We start from the raw sequence: 17,488 nt of genomic DNA on the forward strand, positions 1-17,488 counted from the left end.
TCAATCACGACAGCGGAAAGTCCGTGGGCAAGCGCTTTATCTCAGGAGGCCGATTTGAGGTCAGGCGTGCGCTGTACATGGCGTGCCTGGTAGCGGTGAAACATAATCCAACGCTCAAAGCCCGATATGAGGCGCTGCGTGGGCGAGGGAAACTTGCCAAGGTTGCGCTTGTAGCCTGCATAAGAATCTTCATCGTGCGCCTCAATGCGATGCTCAGAACAGGCACGCCGTGGCGGGATGACTTACCGCAGCCTGAAAACATGGCGCAGATCACAGCGTGATCCCTGTGGGGGCGGGTTACCCGCGAAGAAGACACCGCGATGGATGGCACGGGCTTCGCCCGTGTTCGCGGGCAAGCCCGCTCCCACAGGGATCACGCCAGCTTTTAGAAATTGAGCAAGACAGTTGCTCCCACTTCGACAGCACTGGCCTCAAGGGCTGTGCTATCCCTGTGGGAGCTGGCTTGCCGGCGATTGGGCCAGAACGGACAGTACAAGATAGCGGTTGGAGCGCTGCGGCTATCCGGCGAACTTGGCCCGCGCCGCATGTAGCTTCTTGTAGCTTTCGATCAGGCGCAGGTGGCGATCGAGGCCTTCGAGCTTCATGCTGGTCGGGGTCAGGCCATGGAAACGTACGCTGCCGTCCACCGAGCCCAACACCGCGTCCATGCGCGGGTTGCCGAACATGCGCCGGAAGTTGGCTTCGTAATCGTCCATTTCCAGTTCGTCGTCCAGCAGCACTTCCAGCACCACGTTCAACGCTTGGTAGAACAGGCCGCGCTCGACGGTGTTGTCGTTGAACTGCAGGAACGCCTCGACCAGCTCCTTGGCGTCCTCGAAGCGCTGTACCGCCAGGCAGATGAGCAGCTTCAGCTCCAGAATGGTCAGCTGGCCCCACACCGTGTTCTCGTCGAACTCCACGCCGATCAGCGTGGTGATGGTGGTGTAGTCATCCACATCGCAGTTGTCCAAGCGCTTGAGCAGCAGCTTGAGGGAACGGTTGTCCAGGCTGTGCAGGTTGAGGATGTCGGCGCGGAACGACAGGGCGCGGTTGGTGTTGTCCCAGATCAGGTCCTCGACCGGGTAGATCTCCGAATAACCCGGTACCAGGATGCGGCAGGCGGTGGCGCCAAGGTTGTCGTACACGGCCATGTACACTTCCTTGCCCAGGTCCTCGAGGATGCCGAACAGGGTCGCGGCTTCCTGCACGTTGGAATCCTCGCCGTGGCCGGAGAAGTCCCACTCGACGAACTCGAAGTCGGCCTTGGCGCTGAAGAAGCGCCACGACACCACGCCGCTGGAATCGATGAAGTGCTCGACGAAGTTGTTCGGTTCGGTCAGCGCGTGGCTTTCGAAGGTCGGTTGCGGCAGGTCGTTCAAACCTTCGAAGCTGCGGCCCTGAAGCAGTTCGGTGAGGCTGCGCTCCAGCGCCACTTCCAGGCTCGGGTGGGCGCCGAAAGAAGCGAACACGCCGCCGGTGCGCGGGTTCATCAAGGTCACGCACATTACCGGGAACTCGCCACCCAGCGACGCATCCTTGACCAGCACCGGGAAGCCCTGCTCTTCCAGGCCCTGGATGCCGGCGACGATGGCCGGGTACTTGGCCAGCACCTCCTGCGGCACATCTGGCAGGCACAGCTCGCCTTCGAGGATTTCGCGCTTCACGGCGCGCTCGAAGATTTCCGACAGGCACTGCACCTGCGCCTCGGCCAGGGTGTTGCCGGCACTCATGCCGTTGCTGAGGAACAGGTTCTCGATCAGGTTGGACGGGAAGTACACCACCTGCTGGTCGGACTGGCGCACGAATGGCAACGAGCAGATGCCGCGCGCGGTATTGCCCGAGTTGGTGTCGTACAGGTGCGAGCCACGCAGCTCGCCGTCCGGGTTGTAGATTGCCAGGCAGTGCTCATCGAGGATCTCGGCCGGCAGCGCATCGCGCGGGCCGGGTTTGAACCACTGCTCGTTCGGGTAGTGCACGAACGACGCGTTGGCCAGGTCCTCGCCCCAGAACTGATCGTTGTAGAAGAAGTTGCAGTTCAGCCGCTCGATGAACTCGCCCAGCGCCGAGGCCAGCGCGGCCTCCTTGGTCGCGCCCTTGCCGTTGGTGAAGCACATCGGCGACTGGGCGTCGCGCACATGCAGCGACCACACGTTGGGCACGATGTTGCGCCACGAGGCGATCTCGATCTTCATCCCCAGCCCGGCGAGGATGCCCGACATGTTGGCGATGGTCTGCTCCAGCGGCAGGTCCTTGCCGGGGATATAGGTGCTGGTGTCCGCCACCGGCATCAGCAGGCCCTGGGCATCGGCATCGAGGTTGTCGACCACTTCGATCACGAACTCGGGGCCGGTCTGCACCACCTTCTTCACCGTGCAGCGGTCGATGGAGCGCAGGATGCCTTGGCGGTCCTTCTCGGAAATGTCCTCGGGCAACTCGACCTGGATCTTGAAGACCTGGTTGTAGCGGTTTTCCGGGTCGACGATGTTGTTCTGCGACAGGCGGATGTTTTCGGTGGGGATGTCGCGGGTCTGGCAGTACAGCTTGACGAAGTAAGCCGCGCACAAGGCCGAAGACGCCAGGAAATAGTCGAACGGCCCCGGGGCCGAGCCATCACCCTTGTAGCGAATCGGTTGGTCGGCGATCACCGTGAAGTCGTCGAACTTGGCTTCGAGACGGAGATTGTCGAGAAAATTGACCTTGATTTCCATGCGGGGATTACCGTGATTTAAGCGTGCAAAACGAAATTGGCCGGCATTATCCGGGTTTTCGCTGCGGAAGTCCTCTTCACCTCCAAATGCGCTTTCTTGTAGGAGCGGCATTGTGTCGCGATGGGCCGCAAAGCGGCCCCTTACAATACTGCATGCTGCCCTGGGGCCGCTGCGCGCCCCATCGCGACACAAGGCCGCTCCTACAGGCGATAGCGCACATCGCCGCTTGCGCATTTCACCGAATTGCTTGCCTGATCCTCTGAACCTGCGCCCGCCAACAGACCAGCGGTCACCCCGCTGTGCTAGCGTTTCTGCACTGGGGAGCACCGTATTCCCCGATCAGAAGAATCCAAGCGACAGCAACCGTTGACGGGCAGGTGAACCATGGAACTACGCATCAACCAGAAGACCTACCAGGTCGAGGCAGACGCCGATACGCCCCTGCTGTGGGTGATCCGCGACGACCTGGGGCTGACCGGCACCAAGTATGGCTGCGGCCTGGCCCAGTGCGGCGCCTGTTCGGTGCTGGTGGACGGCAACGTGGTGCGCGCCTGCGTCACCCCGGTGGCCGGCGTGGTCGGGCGCGAAGTGACCACCATCGAGGCGATCGAGGCCGATGCCGTCGGCAAACGCGTGGTCGCAGCCTGGGTCGAGCACCAGGTGGCCCAGTGCGGCTACTGCCAGTCCGGCCAGGTAATGGCGGCCACGGCGCTGCTCAAGCACACGCCCAAGCCCAGTGACGCCCAGATCGAGGCCGCCATGGTCAACCTGTGCCGCTGCGGCACCTACAACGCCATCCATGCCGCCATGCATGAGCTGGCCCAAGGGGAGAAGGCCTGATGAACACACCAGTCGATACCCCCGCCGAACTGCTCAGGCTGCAACTGGGCGAAACGGTCAACCTGTCACGTCGGCGCTTTCTTGCCGGCACGGCTGTCGGTGCCCTGGTGCTGGGTTTCGGCCTGCCCATGGGGTCGGCCCGCGTGCAGGCAGCCGCCGCCGCAACCCCGGAGCGCGGCACGCAGGTGCCGGCGTTTCTGGAGATCCGACCGGACGGCAAAGTGCGCCTGCTCAGCCCGTTCATGGAAGGTGGCCAAGGCCCCTTCACCGCCATGGCGCAGATCGTGGGTGAAGAGCTGGACGTCGACCCGGCCAATTTTGTGGTCGACAGCGCGCCGCCCGGCGAAGCCTATGTAGTGATGGAGAACGGCATGCGCATCACCGGCGGCAGCATGTCGGTGCGCATGAGCTACCCGACCATGCGCCGCCTGGGCGCCCTCGCCCGGGCCATGCTGCTGCAGGCGGGCGCCGAGCAGCTGGGCGTGCCGGTCGAAGAACTCTCCACCACGCCGGGCCATGTGGTACATACCACGACTGGCCGCTCCATTCCCTACGGTGAACTGGCCGGACGCGCCATGGACCTGCCAGTACCGGACCCAGCCAGCGTCAAGCTGCGCGACCCCAGCCAGTTTCGCTGGATCGGCAAACCGGTACGTCGCCTGGATGCCTACGACAAGTCCACCGGCAAGGCCGTATACAGCATCGACATCAAGGTCGACGGCATGCTCCACGCCGCCGTGCAGCACGCACCACGCCTGGGCATGACCGTCGGTAGCCTGCGCAACGAAGACCAGGTCAAGGCCATGAAAGGCGTGCATTCGGTGCATCAGCTGCCGGGTGCCGTGGCGGTGGTTGCCGAACGCTGGTGGCACGCCAAGCGCGCGGTCGAAGCCATCCAGGTGGACTGGAAGGAGCCCGCGGCCGACAGCCCGGTACGGCCGATGCCGGCCGATTTCTCCAGCGATGGTTGGCGCGAGCACCTGGCCACGGTCACGGGCCCGGCGCGCGACGACGAAAACCAGGGCGACGTGGCCGGTATGCTGGCCAGTGCCAAGACCCGGGTCGAAGCAACCTACCACAACCAGTACCTCAACCACGCACAGCTGGAGCCGCCGTCGGCACTGGCGCGCTTCAACCCGGACGGCAGCCTGGAAGTGTGGCTGCCCAACCAGGCGCCGGACATGTTCCGTGACGACATTGCCAAACGCACCGGCCTGGCCCCGGCGCAGATCACCCTGCATTCGCCGTTGCTGGGCGGTTTCTTTGGCCGCCACTTCCTGTACGACTCGGCCAATCCCTATCCACAGGCCATTGCCTTGGCCAAGGCGGTCGGCCGGCCGGTGAAACTCATCTGGAGCCGCGAAGAGGAATTCCTCCGCGATGTGTTGCGCCCGGTCGCCGTGGTCAAGTTCCGCGCCGGGCTGGATGCCGATGGCCTGCCGGTGGCCCTCGAAGCAGTGAGCGCCACCGAAGGCCCGACCGAAGCCATCGCTGGCAAGCAAGGCGAAAAACTCGACCCTACCGCGCTCGAAGGGCTGTCGGGCAAGTCCTACGCCATCGCCAACAAGCGCATCGCGCAGATCTATGTAAAAGGCCCGGCCATGCTCGGCTACTGGCGCTCGGTGGGCAACTCGCTGAACGACTTCTTCTATGAATCGTTCCTCGACGAGCTGGCCGACAAAGGCGGCAAGGACCCGTTCGAACTGCGCCTGCACCTGCTGCGCGACAACCAGCGCCTGACCAACCTGTTGCAGGCCGTCGCAGAGCTTTCCGGCGGCTGGAAGCGTGGGCCGTTCACCGCCGAGGATGGCAGCAAGCGGGCGCGTGGCGTGGCCATGGCCTCGCCGTTCGGCTCGGAGGCAGCGGTCATTGCCGAGGTGTCGATCGAGAATGGCCAGGTCAAGGTGCACGACATCTGGCAGGCCATCGACCCGGGCAGCATCGTCAACCCGGCGATCATCGAGCATCAGGTCAACGGCGCCGTCGCCTTGGGCCTGTCGCAGACACTGCTGGAAGAAGCGGTGTACGTGGATGGCAAGCCGCGCGCGCGCAACTACGACCTGTACCCGATCCTGCCGCCGTCGCGCATGGCCAGGGTACACGTGCGCATTGTCGAAAGCGGGGCGAAGATGGGCGGCATCGGCGAGCCACCGTTGCCCGCAGTGGCACCGGCGGTGGCCAACGCAGTCGCGCAGCTCACCGGCCAGCGCGTGCGCAGCCTGCCATTGAGCCGCCATACCTTCAGCTGAGCAGACAAGGACGCCCCATGACCCATCGTTTCGCAAGAACTGCTGGCTGGCTGGCGCTGCCGTGCCTGGTCGCGGCAGGCCTGCTGGCCTGGTACGTCACCCGCGAGCCCGCCTCGCCATTTGCCGATGTGCAGGCCACCACTGCCGACCCGGCGCTGATCAGCCGTGGCGAGTACGTGGCCCGCCTCAGCGACTGCGTGGCCTGCCACAGCCTGCCGGACGGCAAACCGTTCGCTGGCGGGCTGGAAATGGCCACCCCGCTGGGGGCGATTCACGCCACCAATATCACCCCCGACCGCAACACCGGCATCGGTGGCTACAGCCTGGCCGACTTCGACCGTGCCGTGCGCCAAGGCGTCGCGCCCGGTGGCCGGCGGCTGTACCCGGCCATGCCCTACCCGTCCTACGCCAAGCTCAGCGATGACGATGTAAAGGCGCTGTATGCCTTCTTCATGCACGGCGTGCAACCCGTGCAGCAAGCCAACCTTGCCAGCGACATTCCCTGGCCGCTGAACTGGCGCTGGCCCATTGCGATGTGGAACGGGCTGTTCGCCGCCACCGCTCCGTACGCCGACCAGGCCGGGCAGGATGCGCAGTGGAACCGCGGTGCCTACATCGTCCAGGGCCCTGGCCACTGTGGCAGCTGCCATACGCCGCGCGGCCTGGCCTTCAACGAAAAGGCCCTGGATGACAGCGGCAAGCCATTCCTCGCTGGTGCCCTGCTCGATGGCTGGTATGCACCGAGCCTGCGTGCCGACCCCAACACCGGGCTGGGTCGCTGGAGCGAGGCCGAGATCGCGCAGTTCCTCAAGACCGGCCGCAATCGGCATGCGGTGGTATTCGGCTCGATGACCGAGGCATTCAACAACTCCACGCAATTCATGAGTGACGACGACCTGGCCGCCATCGCCCGCTACCTGAAGTCGCTGCCCGGCGACCCGCAACGCGACGGTGCGCCGTGGCAGTACCAGGCCGAAACGACGGCCGCGCTGCTCGACAGCCCTGGGGGGCATACCTATGTAACCCGCTGTGCGTCGTGCCACGGCCTGGATGGCAAGGGCCAGGCCGAATGGATGCCACCTTTGGCAGGCGCTACTTCGGCACTGGCCAAGGAAGACGCCTCGGCGATCAATATCACCCTCAATGGTTCGCAGCGGGTGGTGACGGCCGGGTTGCCCGATGCGTATCGCATGCCGGCCTTCCGTGAGCAATTGAGTGACCAGGAAATTGCCGATGTGCTGGGTTTCGTGCGCAGTGCCTGGGGGAACCATGGTGGCGCGGTGAATCCGCAGGCGGTGGGCAAGTTGCGTGGGCATACCGACCCGGCCAGCAGTAGCCCGATCATTTTGCACATGCGCTGAAATTTGGTGGCTGTACCGGCCTCTTCGCGGGTAAACCCGCTCCCACAGGTACTGCACAGGTCTTGGGAGTGGTGCAATCCTGTGGGAGCGGGTTTACCCGCGAAGAGGCCGGCACAGCCACCCTTGAACACCAGGCTTTACCGGAGTACCCATGGAAAGCATCGACCTGCTGGTCCTGCGCACCACCCGAGACTGGCTCGCCGCCGGCCACCGCACCTTGCTGGCTACAGTCGCCCGCACCTGGGGCTCTTCCCCCCGCCCAGTGGGCTCGATGATGGCCCTGCGCAGCGACGGCCGTGTGGTCGGCAGTGTCTCTGGCGGCTGCATCGAGGACGACCTCATTCACCGCTACACCAATGCCTATGGCGGCCCCGGCATGCCCGGCGGCATGCCCCAGGTGGTGCGCTTTGGCGTCAGTGCCGACGAGGCACACCGCTTCGGCCTGCCCTGTGGCGGCACCCTCGAACTGGTGCTGGAATTCGCCCCGTCGCTGCCACACCTGGAGCAACTGCTCGCCGACCTCGACGGCGGCAATCTGGTACGCCGTGGGCTTGACCTGCGCAGCGGGGAGACCAACCTTACCGCCACCACCACGCCCGAACTGTTCAGTTTCGATGGCCGGCACATGCTCAGCACCCTGGGCCCCGGCTATCGCCTACTGCTGATCGGTGCCGGCGCGCTGGCCGAATACCTGGCGACCATGGCCCTGTTCAATGGCTTCAGCGTTTCACTGTGCGATCCGCGCCCCGAGTACACGGCAGGCTGGAACGTTGCCGGCGTCAACCACCTGGCCGGCATGCCGGACGACGTGGTCCGCGCCTTCGCCCCAGACCTGCGCAGCGCAATCGTTGCCGTCAGCCACGACCCCAAGCTGGACGACCTGGCCTTGCTCGAAGCCCTGCACAGCCCGGCGTTCTATATCGGTGCCATCGGCTCACGGCGCAACAGCCAGCTGCGCCGCGAGCGGCTGATCGAACACTTTGGCGAAAGCGAAGCGTCGTTGCAGCGCCTGCACGGTCCTATCGGCATCTATATCGGTAGCAAGACCCCGGCCGAGATTGCCGTCAGCGTCATGGCCGAGATCCTCGCTGCGAAGAACGATGTCACCCTGCCCGGCGCAGTCAGTGTGACCCGGGCCAAGGAAGCCGAACAGCTGGCCCGCTCCCTGTAGGAGCGCATACCAGGCTGCTATTTATTGCCAACGCTCCAGGTTTTGCTGCAGCAGTTGCTCCGGCAACGCACCGGCAACGATCTTTTCCATCTCCTTCGCCAGTGCCTCACGCAGCTGCGGCTGGTTGCAGGGCGAATCATGCGACAGCGCCAGGTACAACCCTTCGCTGGATATCGGTGGTTCCAGCACCTGCAAAGTGTCGGCAATCCCCAATGTGCGCGCCAGCGCCAAGCCGGGATACTGCTCGTACACCACGTAATCGCTGCGCTTGTGCATCAACTTCTCGAATGCCTGCCTGGCACCAGGTACCGCTTCGAGGGTGAGGTTGGTCCTGGCGTAATCGTCGAACTGCTGGCCGTGGCTGTTGTTGACCAGCGTGCCGCCTTTGCGGCCCTTGAGGTCGGCCCATTGCCGGTAGGCAAAGGCATTGTCCTGGCGCACCCAGATAACGCTGGGTGTATGCAGAAATGCCGGGGTGATGAAGTCCATCTGTTGCTGGCGGACCTTGGTCAGGAAATACCCGGCCATCAGGTCGATCCGGCCCGTGCGTACCTCTTCCTGGGCGCGCGACCACGGCCCGCCGTAGACCACCTCGATTTCCAACCCCAATTGCTCGCCCAGATACTTGAGCAGGTCGGCATTGGCACCGATCAGTTGCTGGGGGTTTTGCGGATCGCGCCACAGGTAGGGGGGGTATTCCGGGTTACCGGTGGCAGTCAGCCGCCGGCATTCCTCGTGCGCTACCGCCACCAGCGGCAGCAGCAGGCACGGCAATAACAGCAAAGCGTGGCGAAAGCAGCGCTCGATCATCGACAACCCTCGGCACATGTGACCTCCGCAGACCTGGAGCGGTGGCCAAAGGCTGCCACATCCTGTGGTCGACTGCAGCACCCCTCTGTGCGTGCTGTAGACAGTCTGGACCATGCATGGCCATCAGGTTGGCCATTTATCGGCCAGCGGGGAGCGCCCCTCGTACTTCAGGCCCCCTGCCGGCGCATCGCCAGGATCGCCGCACCAAAACCGATAAAGGTGGTGCCCACCACCCGGCTCACCCAGCGCGACAACGACGGCCGGGTCAGCACGCCCTTGGCCCGCGCCGCCAATGCGGCATACAGGCTCAGCGAAACCAGCGACAACGCAACGAATATTCCGGTCAGGATCAGGAACTGCGGCAGCAACGCCGCACCTTGGTCGATGAACTGCGGGAACAGTGCGGTGAAGAACATGGTCGCCTTGGGGTTGGTCACTGCCGTGAGGAAGGCCGACTTGTAGAGCTTCAGCGGCGTGGGCCGGACCTTGGCCACACCCTCTGCGGCGCCCTGCGCCAGCATCGGGCTCTTTTTCAGCAATTGCCGCGCCCCCAGGTAGAACAGGTAGCCCGCCCCCAGGATCTTCACGGCGTTGAACAGCATTTCGGAACTGGCCAACAGCGCGCCAAGCCCCAGCATGGCAGCTGCCGAAAGGCAGAACAGGCCCGAGCCATTGCCCAGCGACGACCAGATCGCGCTGCGCTGGCCATGGGCCAGGCTGTTGTTGATGGCCATGAGGGTGGCAGGGCCGGGGCTGGCGATCGCGATGGCAGCGACCAGGGTAAAGGCAAACAGCGAGTGAGAATCCATTTTCAGGCTCGTCAGACAATCAGGAAAGGCCGCGCGCAGGGTGCGCAGGTTCAGTCGGCATTCTGCCGCTTGGCCGCCTTCTTGGCGATAGCCTTCATCCGCGTTGCCGCCCGCTGCACGGTGGCCATCCTCTCGGGGCGCTTCATGCCCCGCCATTTGCGGATTTCGTCACGGGTGCGACCGCAGCTCACGCACAACTCGCTGTTGAGCTGGCACAGCGAGACGCAGGGGTTGTCGATGTCTTTGGCCATGCCGCCACTCAGCCAGGCATTTCTGCCTGCGCGCGCTCAGCGGCGCGGTGGAACACCTGGCACACTTCCTCGGCCTTGACCTTGCTGACCGACCTGGCAGCCAGCAGCTCGTCGACCACGCGCAAGCCCTGTTCCAGGGCGGTGGCCAGTTGCTCGGGGTCGGAGGCGTCAGCGATGTCACCCAGATAAGGAGCGATGAGATACACGTAACGGTCCTGCAGCTTGAGCGCTTCCAGCGCGTCGAGGGCTTTCTGGAACCGATCGGCAGCGGCAGGGCTCATGCTCAATTTATCGAAATGAATCAGGCTCACACGGTCAGTGGCCATTTGGACGAATCTCCGTTTCCTGGTACGGCCAGGCCCACAAGCAGCAACGCTTCTACGGTGCTCGGATGTGCAGGCCCGGGGAATGCCCATCAGGTTACCAGAACGCGAAGCAGAAAGGGCCATCGCCCCCAGAACTAAAAGTAGTTGGCAGGTCGCGTAATGGACGCCCCGGGGCGTAATCGGGACAGGAGCCGCCGTTTCGCGCGCAGGATAATCCAGCCAGCAATCTCCCCGCCGAGGCAGTCATCGAACTCGGTAGCCCATACAAAACTACAAGCCTGCACCAGCAGGTAAGCCAGAAAGGGGCCTCATCATTCATGGCAAAGGAACACATCACCGAAACGCTCGACCTTGGCGTGACGGACCCCTCGAAAACCGCAGAAGCACGCCAGGACCGGCGTTTCGAGGGCAAGCTCGACTGGATCGTCTTTGGTTTCACCAGCCTCCTGGCTATCGCTTTCGTCCTCTGGGGCTTCCTCAACCAGGCCAGCCTCGCCACCAGCGCCTCCAGCGCGCAATCCTGGGTCATTCTCAACTTCGGCTGGTTCTTCGTGCTTACCTCCACGCTGTTCGTGGTGTTCGTGTTGTGGCTGGCCGCCAGCCGTTACGGCCGGGTCCCGCTGGGCCGTGATGGCGAACAGCCGGAATTCCGTACGGTGTCGTGGGTGGCGATGATGTTCAGCGCCGGCATGGGCATCGGCCTGATGTTCTTCGGCGTTGCCGAACCGCTGTCGCACTATGTGTCGCCACCACCCGGGACGACCACCGGGCAGTCCAGCGAAGCGATGCAGGTGGCCATGGCCACCACGCTGTTCCACTGGACGCTGCACCCCTGGGCCATGTACGCCATCGTCGGCCTGGTGATTGCCTATGGCACCTTCCGTCGCGGCCGCTCGCAGCTGATTTCCGCCGCCTTTCGGCCATTGATCGGCAAGCATGCCAACGGCCCGCTCGGCCGCCTGATAGACATGATGGCGATCTTCGCCACGCTGTTCGGCTCGGCAGCCTCGCTGGGCCTGGGCGCGCTGCAGATAGCCGGTGGCCTGGAATACAACGGCTGGATCGAAAGCCCCGGCAAGCTGTTCTACATCTCGATCATCACCCTGCTGACCATTGCCTTCGTCACCTCGGCGGTGTCGGGCATCGGCAAGGGCATCCAGTGGCTGTCCAACACCAACATGGTACTGGCGCTGGTGCTGGCGTTGTTCGTGTTCATCGTCGGCCCGACCCTGCTGATGCTCAACCTGCTGCCAACCTCGATCGGCATCTACGTCAAGATGCTGCCGGAAATGATGGCCCGCACCAACGCCAGCGGCGGCGAGCAGATGAACAGCTGGCTGGCCGGCTGGACCGTGTTCTACTGGGCCTGGTGGATTTCCTGGACGCCGTTCGTGGGCATGTTCATCGCCCGCATCAGCCGCGGCCGCACCATCCGCCAGTTCGTTGCCGGGGTGCTGCTGGTACCGAGCCTGGTCAGCCTGGTGTGGTTCACCATCTTTGGCGGCGCGAGTATCGACGCCCTGCGTGAAGGCGCATTCCAGCTGGCCAACGGTGCGGTCAACAGCAACCACGCGCTGTACCAGTTGCTGGAAAGCTACCCGCTGGCCTCGGTGACATCGGTGCTGGTGATGGTGCTGGTGGGCATCTTCTTCGTCTCCGGTGCCGATGCGGCCTCGCTGGTAATGGGCACGCTGTCGGAGCATGGCACCACCACGCCATCGCGACGTACGGTGATCTTCTGGGGCGCACTGACCGGTACTGTTGCGGCAATCATGCTGGCGATTGGCGACCCGCGCGACCCCGGCGAGGCGCTGACCGGCCTGCAGAACCTGACCATCGTCGTGGCCCTGCCGTTCGTGGTGGTGATGGTGCTGCTGTGCCTGGCGCTGTACCGCGACCTGCGCAAGGACCCGATGATGCTGCGCCACCTGCGCGGCAACGAACTGATCGAGAAGGCCGTGCTGTATGGCGCGGTGAAGCATGGCGAAGAGTTCTACATCGTGGTGCAGGAGAAGAAGACTTCGACCAAGCCGGCTTCGGCAGAGGCCGAAGTGACCGCCAACTGACCTGGCAAGTTTGTGGAATCGGGGGCTGCTGCGCAGCCCCCGATCAAGATGCCTTCACTGCCGTGGTCAGCCCTTCAACGCCGCCTCTATCCTGGCCACATCGATCTTGCCCATCTGCATCATGGCATCGAACGCCCGCTTGGCCGCCGCCCGGTCGGGGTGGCCGATGGCTTCGATGAGGATGCGCGGGGTGATCTGCCACGAAATCCCCCATTTATCCTTGCACCAGCCGCAGACGCTGGCCTCCCCGCCGTTGCCGACAATGGCATCCCACAAGCGGTCGGTCTCGGCCTGGTCCTCGGTGCTGACCTGGAATGAAAACGCCTCGCAATGCGTGAAGGCCTTGCCTCCGTTGAGCCCCACGCACGGAATACCCATGACGCTGAACTCCACGGTAATCACGTCACCCTGTTTCCCGGATGGATAATCAGCAGGTGCCTGATGCACCGCTATCACTGTCGTGTCAGGGAAGACGCTGGCGTAAAAGTTCGCGGCCTCCTCGGCGTCGTTGTCGTACCAGAGGCAGATTGTGTTCTTGGCTGTCATGGTCTTGTTCCATGAAAGGGTGTGAGCCTTTGAGTCTAGTCTCACAGTCGCCGGTTGAAGCCTTGCAACATCCTGCAGACATTTCCGACATTAGGTAGTGAACCTGCTTACAAAAAAACGGTCTTTCGCTGACGGTCAACCCACCGACCGGTTCATCGGCCCAGTCACCGGGCCTACTTTTGTCCTGTTTCAGCGAAGACCCAACATGCCCGATTCCCGCCCGAATGCTTCCGCCCTCACTGCCCTGCGCGGCGGCCTGATCGCCACCCTGGTGGCCCTTGCCGCACCGGTGCACGCCGAAGAGCCTGCCAGCGATGCACGCTGGGTCAGCGACAGCCTGAGCACCTACGTGCGCAGCGGCCCCACCGATGGCCACCGCATTGTCGGTACGCTCAAGTCCGGGCAGAAGCTGACCCTGATCGGCAGCCAGGGCAACTACAGCCAGGTGCGCGGGCAGAACGGCGATGTGGTGTGGATCCTCAGCAACGATCTGCAGTCGGTGCCAGGCCAGAGCGAGCGCCTGCCGCAGCTCGATGCCCAGGTCGCGGACCTGACCGGGCAGTTGAAGAACATCGACGACAGCTGGAAAAACCGCGTACAGGGCATGCAGGAAACCCTGGACTCACGCAAGAAACTGATCGACGAACTGGAGGCGCGCAACAAGGCGCTGAATGAACAGCTCGACCAGAGCCAGTCGCAGCTGCGCGATACCCAGGCACGCCTGGGGGACGAGAACAAGCAGGTAATGATGCGCTACATGGTGTATGGCGGCAGCATTGCCGGCGCGGGCTTGCTGGCGGGACTGATCCTGCCGGCGCTGACCCGTGGGCGCAGGAAGAATGATCGCTGGTTCTGACTGGGCCTTCCTGCACTGGCCTTTTCGCGGGCTTGCCCGCTCCCACAGGATTTCCAACAGGCTCAAGGCCTGTGCAGTACCTGTGGGAGCGGGCGAGCCCGCGAAAAGGCCAGTGCAGGACTGCAGCTACTTCCCGCGCGCCTTGTTGTAGATGGTCTTGGCCCGGTCAGCGGAGGCCTGGCACTTCTTCATGTCATTCGCAGCCTGCCCTTCCTTGGCCTGCTTCAACAACTCGTGATAGTCGTGCGCCATGCCACCGTGCAGTGCCTGGCCATCAGTCTTCTGAATTTCTTCAAGCTCCTTGATCTTGGCCGCACAGTTGCTCGCCGGGTCTGCGTGTGCGGCAAAACTGAGGACCGAGGCAATCACCAGCAAAGGTATGCATTTCGTGGATTTCATGGAGCGTTCTCCTGGAAAACCTGAAGGGTCGTCGAGATGACATTGGCTCGACGCAGCAAACAGCATAGTCGGCCATACGCCCCGGCGCCTCGCTTCAGCCCGGGGGCTATGCCCCCTCGGCAAACAGGAAATCGATGAACACCCGCACCCGCAGCGGCATGTGCCGGGCCTGGGGGTAGATCAGCATGAACGGCCGCGAGGTGCCGCCAAACTCGGCGAGCACTTCCACCAGTTCGCCGCTGGCCAGTGCGTCCTGCACGGTAAAGCGGTAAGCCTGCATCAGCCCGCCGCCATGGCGCACCAGCGTGGCGGTGGCGAGGAAGTCGCCCAGGCAGGTGAACCCACCCTGGGTTTCGATCTCCACCTGCTGGCCATCCTGGCGGAAGCTCCACGGCGGGCGTCGACCACTGCTGGGCAGTTCGAACTGGATGCACTCATGTTGCAGCAAATCGTGCGGTGTCCGTGGCGTGCCGGCACGGGCCAGGTAGCCCGGCGTGGCCACCACCACCAGTTCGGCATCTTCCAGGCGACGCGCCACCAGCCGCGAATCGGCCGGCTCGCGACCACGAATGGCCAGGTCGAACGGCTCCTCGGCAAAGTCGACATTGCGGTTGCTGACATGCACATCCACCTGCACCTTCGGGTAGCGCTGGCGAAACCTCGGCAGCAGCGGCAACAGCCGGTGATGAGCATAGGGCGTGGGTGCACTGATACGCAGGCGGCCGCTCGGCTCGACCTGCCCGCCCGTGACCTGGCGCTCGGCCTCGACCAGTTGCCCCAGTGCTTGCCGGCATTGCTGGTAATAGGCCTGGCCGGCTGCAGACAGGCGCATCTGCCGGGTGGTGCGGACGAACAGGCGCACGCCCAGACGCTCTTCCAGGCGCGCCACGCTGCGGCTGACTGCCGCCGGCGTAACACCGGCCTCCGTGGCCGCAGCAGTGAAGCTGCCGCTGTCGGCGGCCAGGCAGAAGAGCTCCAGGCTGCCCAGTTGCAGGTCATCGAAATGGCGGGTCATGACGGCTCGATTGATTACATGATGTATCGATTGAAATGCCGAGCTCCTCATTTTTCAAGTGCTTATTGCAACCTACAGTGGCTTCACACCGAGCCCCTGGCTCACTTCACTGGAGATCATGCACATGAACACGCCACGCACCGTCATCATTACCGGGGCCTCGAGCGGCCTGGGTTTCGCCCTAGCCGAGGCCTTCCTCGAACGCGGCGACAACGTGGTCGGCAACGCCCGTAGCCAGGCCCGCCTGGAGCAAGCCGCAGCCCGCCTCGGCAACCCTTCGCGCTTCATCGGCGTGGCTGGCGACATCGCCGAGCCAGACACGGCGCAGCAACTGTTCACCAGCGCCGAGCAAGCCTTTGGCGGGGTCGACCTGCTGATCAACAACGCCGGCATCTTCATTGCCAAGCCGTTTGCCGAGTACAGCGAAGCGGATGTCGACGCTCTGGTCGGCACCAACCTCAAGGGGTTCTTCTACCCAGCCCAGGAAGCGGCGCGGGTCATGACCAGGCAAGGGCATGGGCAGATCATCGCCATCACCGCCTCCATCGCCTTGCAACCGGATACCCGCGTGCCAGCCCTGCTGCCGGTACTGGTCAAGGGCGGCCTGAACCAGGCGGTGAAAGGCCTGGCGCTGGAACTGGCAGCCAGCGGCGTGCAGGTGAATGCGGTGGCACCTGGGATCATCGACACACCGCTGCATGGCGGCAACACACAAGGCATGGGCGTGCTGTCACCCAGTGGCCGCACCGGCTCGCCGCAGGATGTCGTGGATGCAGTGTTGTACCTGGCCGACTCACGCTTCGTCAGTGGCGTGATCCTGCCGGTGGATGGCGGTAGCACCGCTGGCACCTGGCACTGACAGAGGAGCGAGAACCATGCCCTATGTTCACATCCGCGTGACCGATGAAGGCGTAAGCGCTGAGCACAAGCGCCAGCTGATCGAACAGACGACCCGCATGCTGCAGCAGGTGCTGGGCAAGCCGCCGGCCAGTACCTTCGTGGTGATCGAAGAGGTGCCGACCGATAACTGGGGGGTTGGTGGAGAGACAGTGACCGCAGTGCGGGCCCGAGAGCGAGGGTGACCCCAGGGGCTGCTGTGCAGCCCCTACTGACGCAACCGCTCCAGCGACTGCAACACATACCCCGTGGCCAGCTCCACCTGCCCTTCCCGACAGGCAATGCCCAGTTGCCTCCACAACCCCGGCCGCAGCGGCCGGCGGGCAATGCGCCGGTCCAGCTCGGCCGACGCCCCCTCCTGCGGCAGCAACGTCGCCCCATACCCGGCCCCGACCAGGCTCTTGATCGCATCGTTGTAGTTCAGCTCGATTCGCGGCTCGGGGTACAACCCCGCTGCCGCGAACCACTCGCCGGTCACCCGCGAAAGCTGGGTGCTGCTGTCGTTGAGGATCAACGCCCGCTGCGCCAGCCAGGCCGGCGTGACCCTGGCCGGTGGCTGCCAGTCGGCCGGCACGTAGGCCAGGATCGGGTCACGCCGCCAGGGCGTAACCGCAAGCCCTTTGCCGGCAACCTGCGGCAAGGCCACCAGGCCGATATCCAGCGTGCCCTCGCGCAAGCGCGCCAACGAGGCCTGGGAGGTCAGCACCTGTACCTGCACATCGATCCCCGGGTGCACCGTGCGCAAGTGCTCCAGCGCCTGCGGCAGCAGGTGGGCGATGGCGCCGGTGGAGGCACCCAGGCGCACCCGGCCCGTCAGGCCCTCGACCTGCCGGCGCACTTCATCCAGCGCCAGGTCGGCGTCGGCCAGCAGGCGGCGGGCACGGGCCAGCAGGGTTTCGCCAATGACCGTGGGCCGCACCTGGCCGCGGGTGCGGGTAAGCAACGAGGCGCCGATGCGCGCCTCCAGCTCGGCCACGTGCAGGCTGATGGTGGGCGGTGCCAGGTTGAGCTGGCGGGCGGCTTCGGCAAAGGAGCCCAGGTCTGAAATGACCACCAGGGTGCGGAGGCGATCGAGGCTGATTTCGCGCATGGGCCAACTCGTTCAGGAAAGATGAATATCTCGATCATCATATTCAAATTTTCTTTACCAGAGCCACAAGCGAGCATAGGCCATCCCTCCCCGA

18 protein-coding genes are annotated in these 17,488 nt (G+C 64.2%); 9 read left to right on the top strand and 9 right to left on the bottom strand.

The genetic code is table 11. The features are described from left to right. A partial coding sequence (locus IRZ77_RS03050) for a transposase (RefSeq protein WP_196172821.1) occupies window positions 1–281 on the top strand: 281 nt, incomplete at its 5' end. A gap of 237 nt (window positions 282–518) precedes the next feature. Here the strand turns inward: IRZ77_RS03050 and IRZ77_RS03055 are convergent. Then, on the bottom strand, window positions 519–2,708 hold the full coding sequence (locus IRZ77_RS03055) for an OsmC domain/YcaO domain-containing protein (protein ID WP_046615452.1): 2,190 nt from the start codon (window positions 2,706–2,708) through the stop codon (window positions 519–521). 384 nt (window positions 2,709–3,092) lie between these two features. Between IRZ77_RS03055 and IRZ77_RS03060 the strand changes: the two genes are divergently transcribed. From IRZ77_RS03060 to IRZ77_RS03075, 4 genes are all read left to right on the top strand, one after another. Beyond that, complete coding sequence (locus IRZ77_RS03060; protein WP_046615453.1) at window positions 3,093–3,548, top strand: (2Fe-2S)-binding protein; 456 nt, start codon at window positions 3,093–3,095, stop codon at window positions 3,546–3,548. Beyond that, window positions 3,548–5,797 (top strand): xanthine dehydrogenase family protein molybdopterin-binding subunit, encoded by a 2,250-nt coding sequence (locus IRZ77_RS03065; RefSeq protein ID WP_046615454.1) that lies wholly within the window; start codon window positions 3,548–3,550, stop codon window positions 5,795–5,797. The genes IRZ77_RS03060 and IRZ77_RS03065 overlap by 1 nt, the downstream gene beginning before the upstream one ends. A gap of 17 nt (window positions 5,798–5,814) precedes the next feature. Further along, window positions 5,815–7,158 carry a c-type cytochrome gene (locus tag IRZ77_RS03070; RefSeq protein WP_196172823.1) on the top strand — a complete coding sequence of 448 codons (1,344 nt, stop codon included), beginning with the start codon at window positions 5,815–5,817 and terminating at the stop codon, window positions 7,156–7,158. A gap of 151 nt (window positions 7,159–7,309) precedes the next feature. After that, window positions 7,310–8,329, top strand: a complete 1,020-nt coding sequence (locus IRZ77_RS03075; RefSeq protein ID WP_196172825.1) for an XdhC family protein — start codon at window positions 7,310–7,312, stop codon at window positions 8,327–8,329. Between the two features lie 21 nt (window positions 8,330–8,350). Here IRZ77_RS03075 and IRZ77_RS03080 read toward each other — a convergent pair whose 3' ends face one another. The 4 genes from IRZ77_RS03080 to IRZ77_RS03095 form a co-directional block, all read right to left on the bottom strand. Continuing rightward, window positions 8,351–9,139, bottom strand: a complete 789-nt coding sequence (locus IRZ77_RS03080; protein ID WP_085599086.1) for a substrate-binding periplasmic protein — start codon at window positions 9,137–9,139, stop codon at window positions 8,351–8,353. Between the two features lie 167 nt (window positions 9,140–9,306). Beyond that, on the bottom strand, window positions 9,307–9,948 hold the full coding sequence (locus IRZ77_RS03085; RefSeq protein ID WP_025338811.1) for a LysE family translocator: 642 nt from the start codon (window positions 9,946–9,948) through the stop codon (window positions 9,307–9,309). 50 nt (window positions 9,949–9,998) lie between these two features. Continuing rightward, window positions 9,999–10,199, bottom strand: coding sequence for a DUF1289 domain-containing protein (locus tag IRZ77_RS03090; protein WP_108479853.1), 201 nt, complete (start codon window positions 10,197–10,199; stop codon window positions 9,999–10,001). An 8-nt stretch (window positions 10,200–10,207) separates the two neighbouring features. Beyond that, complete coding sequence (locus IRZ77_RS03095; protein ID WP_046615458.1) at window positions 10,208–10,525, bottom strand: hypothetical protein; 318 nt, start codon at window positions 10,523–10,525, stop codon at window positions 10,208–10,210. A 317-nt stretch (window positions 10,526–10,842) separates the two neighbouring features. Here IRZ77_RS03095 and IRZ77_RS03100 point away from each other — a divergent pair, with 317 nt between their 5' ends. Further along, window positions 10,843–12,591: a BCCT family transporter gene (locus IRZ77_RS03100; RefSeq protein WP_196172827.1), complete on the top strand. Its 1,749-nt coding sequence runs from the start codon at window positions 10,843–10,845 to the stop codon at window positions 12,589–12,591. 66 nt (window positions 12,592–12,657) lie between these two features. Here IRZ77_RS03100 and IRZ77_RS03105 read toward each other — a convergent pair whose 3' ends face one another. Further along, window positions 12,658–13,137, bottom strand: a complete 480-nt coding sequence (locus IRZ77_RS03105; protein WP_015270715.1) for a VOC family protein — start codon at window positions 13,135–13,137, stop codon at window positions 12,658–12,660. 205 nt (window positions 13,138–13,342) lie between these two features. On the opposite strand from IRZ77_RS03105, the gene IRZ77_RS03110 reads away from it, so the two are divergent. After that, entirely contained in the window at window positions 13,343–13,993 is a 651-nt protein-coding gene (locus IRZ77_RS03110; protein ID WP_046615460.1) for a TIGR04211 family SH3 domain-containing protein, read from the top strand. Window positions 13,994–14,119: 126 nt separating this feature from the next. On the opposite strand, the gene IRZ77_RS03115 is transcribed toward IRZ77_RS03110, so the two are convergent. Next, window positions 14,120–14,392: a hypothetical protein gene (locus IRZ77_RS03115; RefSeq protein WP_085599090.1), complete on the bottom strand. Its 273-nt coding sequence runs from the start codon at window positions 14,390–14,392 to the stop codon at window positions 14,120–14,122. A gap of 106 nt (window positions 14,393–14,498) precedes the next feature. Continuing rightward, the gene (locus IRZ77_RS03120) at window positions 14,499–15,407 is read right to left on the bottom strand and encodes a LysR family transcriptional regulator (RefSeq protein WP_196172829.1); all 909 of its coding nucleotides are present in this window, start codon (window positions 15,405–15,407) and stop codon (window positions 14,499–14,501) included. Between the two features lie 124 nt (window positions 15,408–15,531). Here IRZ77_RS03120 and IRZ77_RS03125 point away from each other — a divergent pair, with 124 nt between their 5' ends. Then, window positions 15,532–16,266 (top strand): SDR family NAD(P)-dependent oxidoreductase, encoded by a 735-nt coding sequence (locus tag IRZ77_RS03125; protein WP_108479848.1) that lies wholly within the window; start codon window positions 15,532–15,534, stop codon window positions 16,264–16,266. Window positions 16,267–16,282: 16 nt separating this feature from the next. After that, window positions 16,283–16,489 carry a tautomerase family protein gene (locus IRZ77_RS03130; RefSeq protein WP_061551649.1) on the top strand — a complete coding sequence of 69 codons (207 nt, stop codon included), beginning with the start codon at window positions 16,283–16,285 and terminating at the stop codon, window positions 16,487–16,489. 23 nt (window positions 16,490–16,512) lie between these two features. Here the strand turns inward: IRZ77_RS03130 and IRZ77_RS03135 are convergent, their stop codons facing one another. Then, window positions 16,513–17,394: a LysR family transcriptional regulator gene (locus IRZ77_RS03135; RefSeq protein ID WP_196172830.1), complete on the bottom strand. Its 882-nt coding sequence runs from the start codon at window positions 17,392–17,394 to the stop codon at window positions 16,513–16,515. Between the last annotated feature and the right edge of the window lie 94 nt (window positions 17,395–17,488).

Source organism: Pseudomonas pudica (assembly GCF_015680405.1).
GTDB classification, from domain to species: domain Bacteria; phylum Pseudomonadota; class Gammaproteobacteria; order Pseudomonadales; family Pseudomonadaceae; genus Aquipseudomonas; species Aquipseudomonas pudica.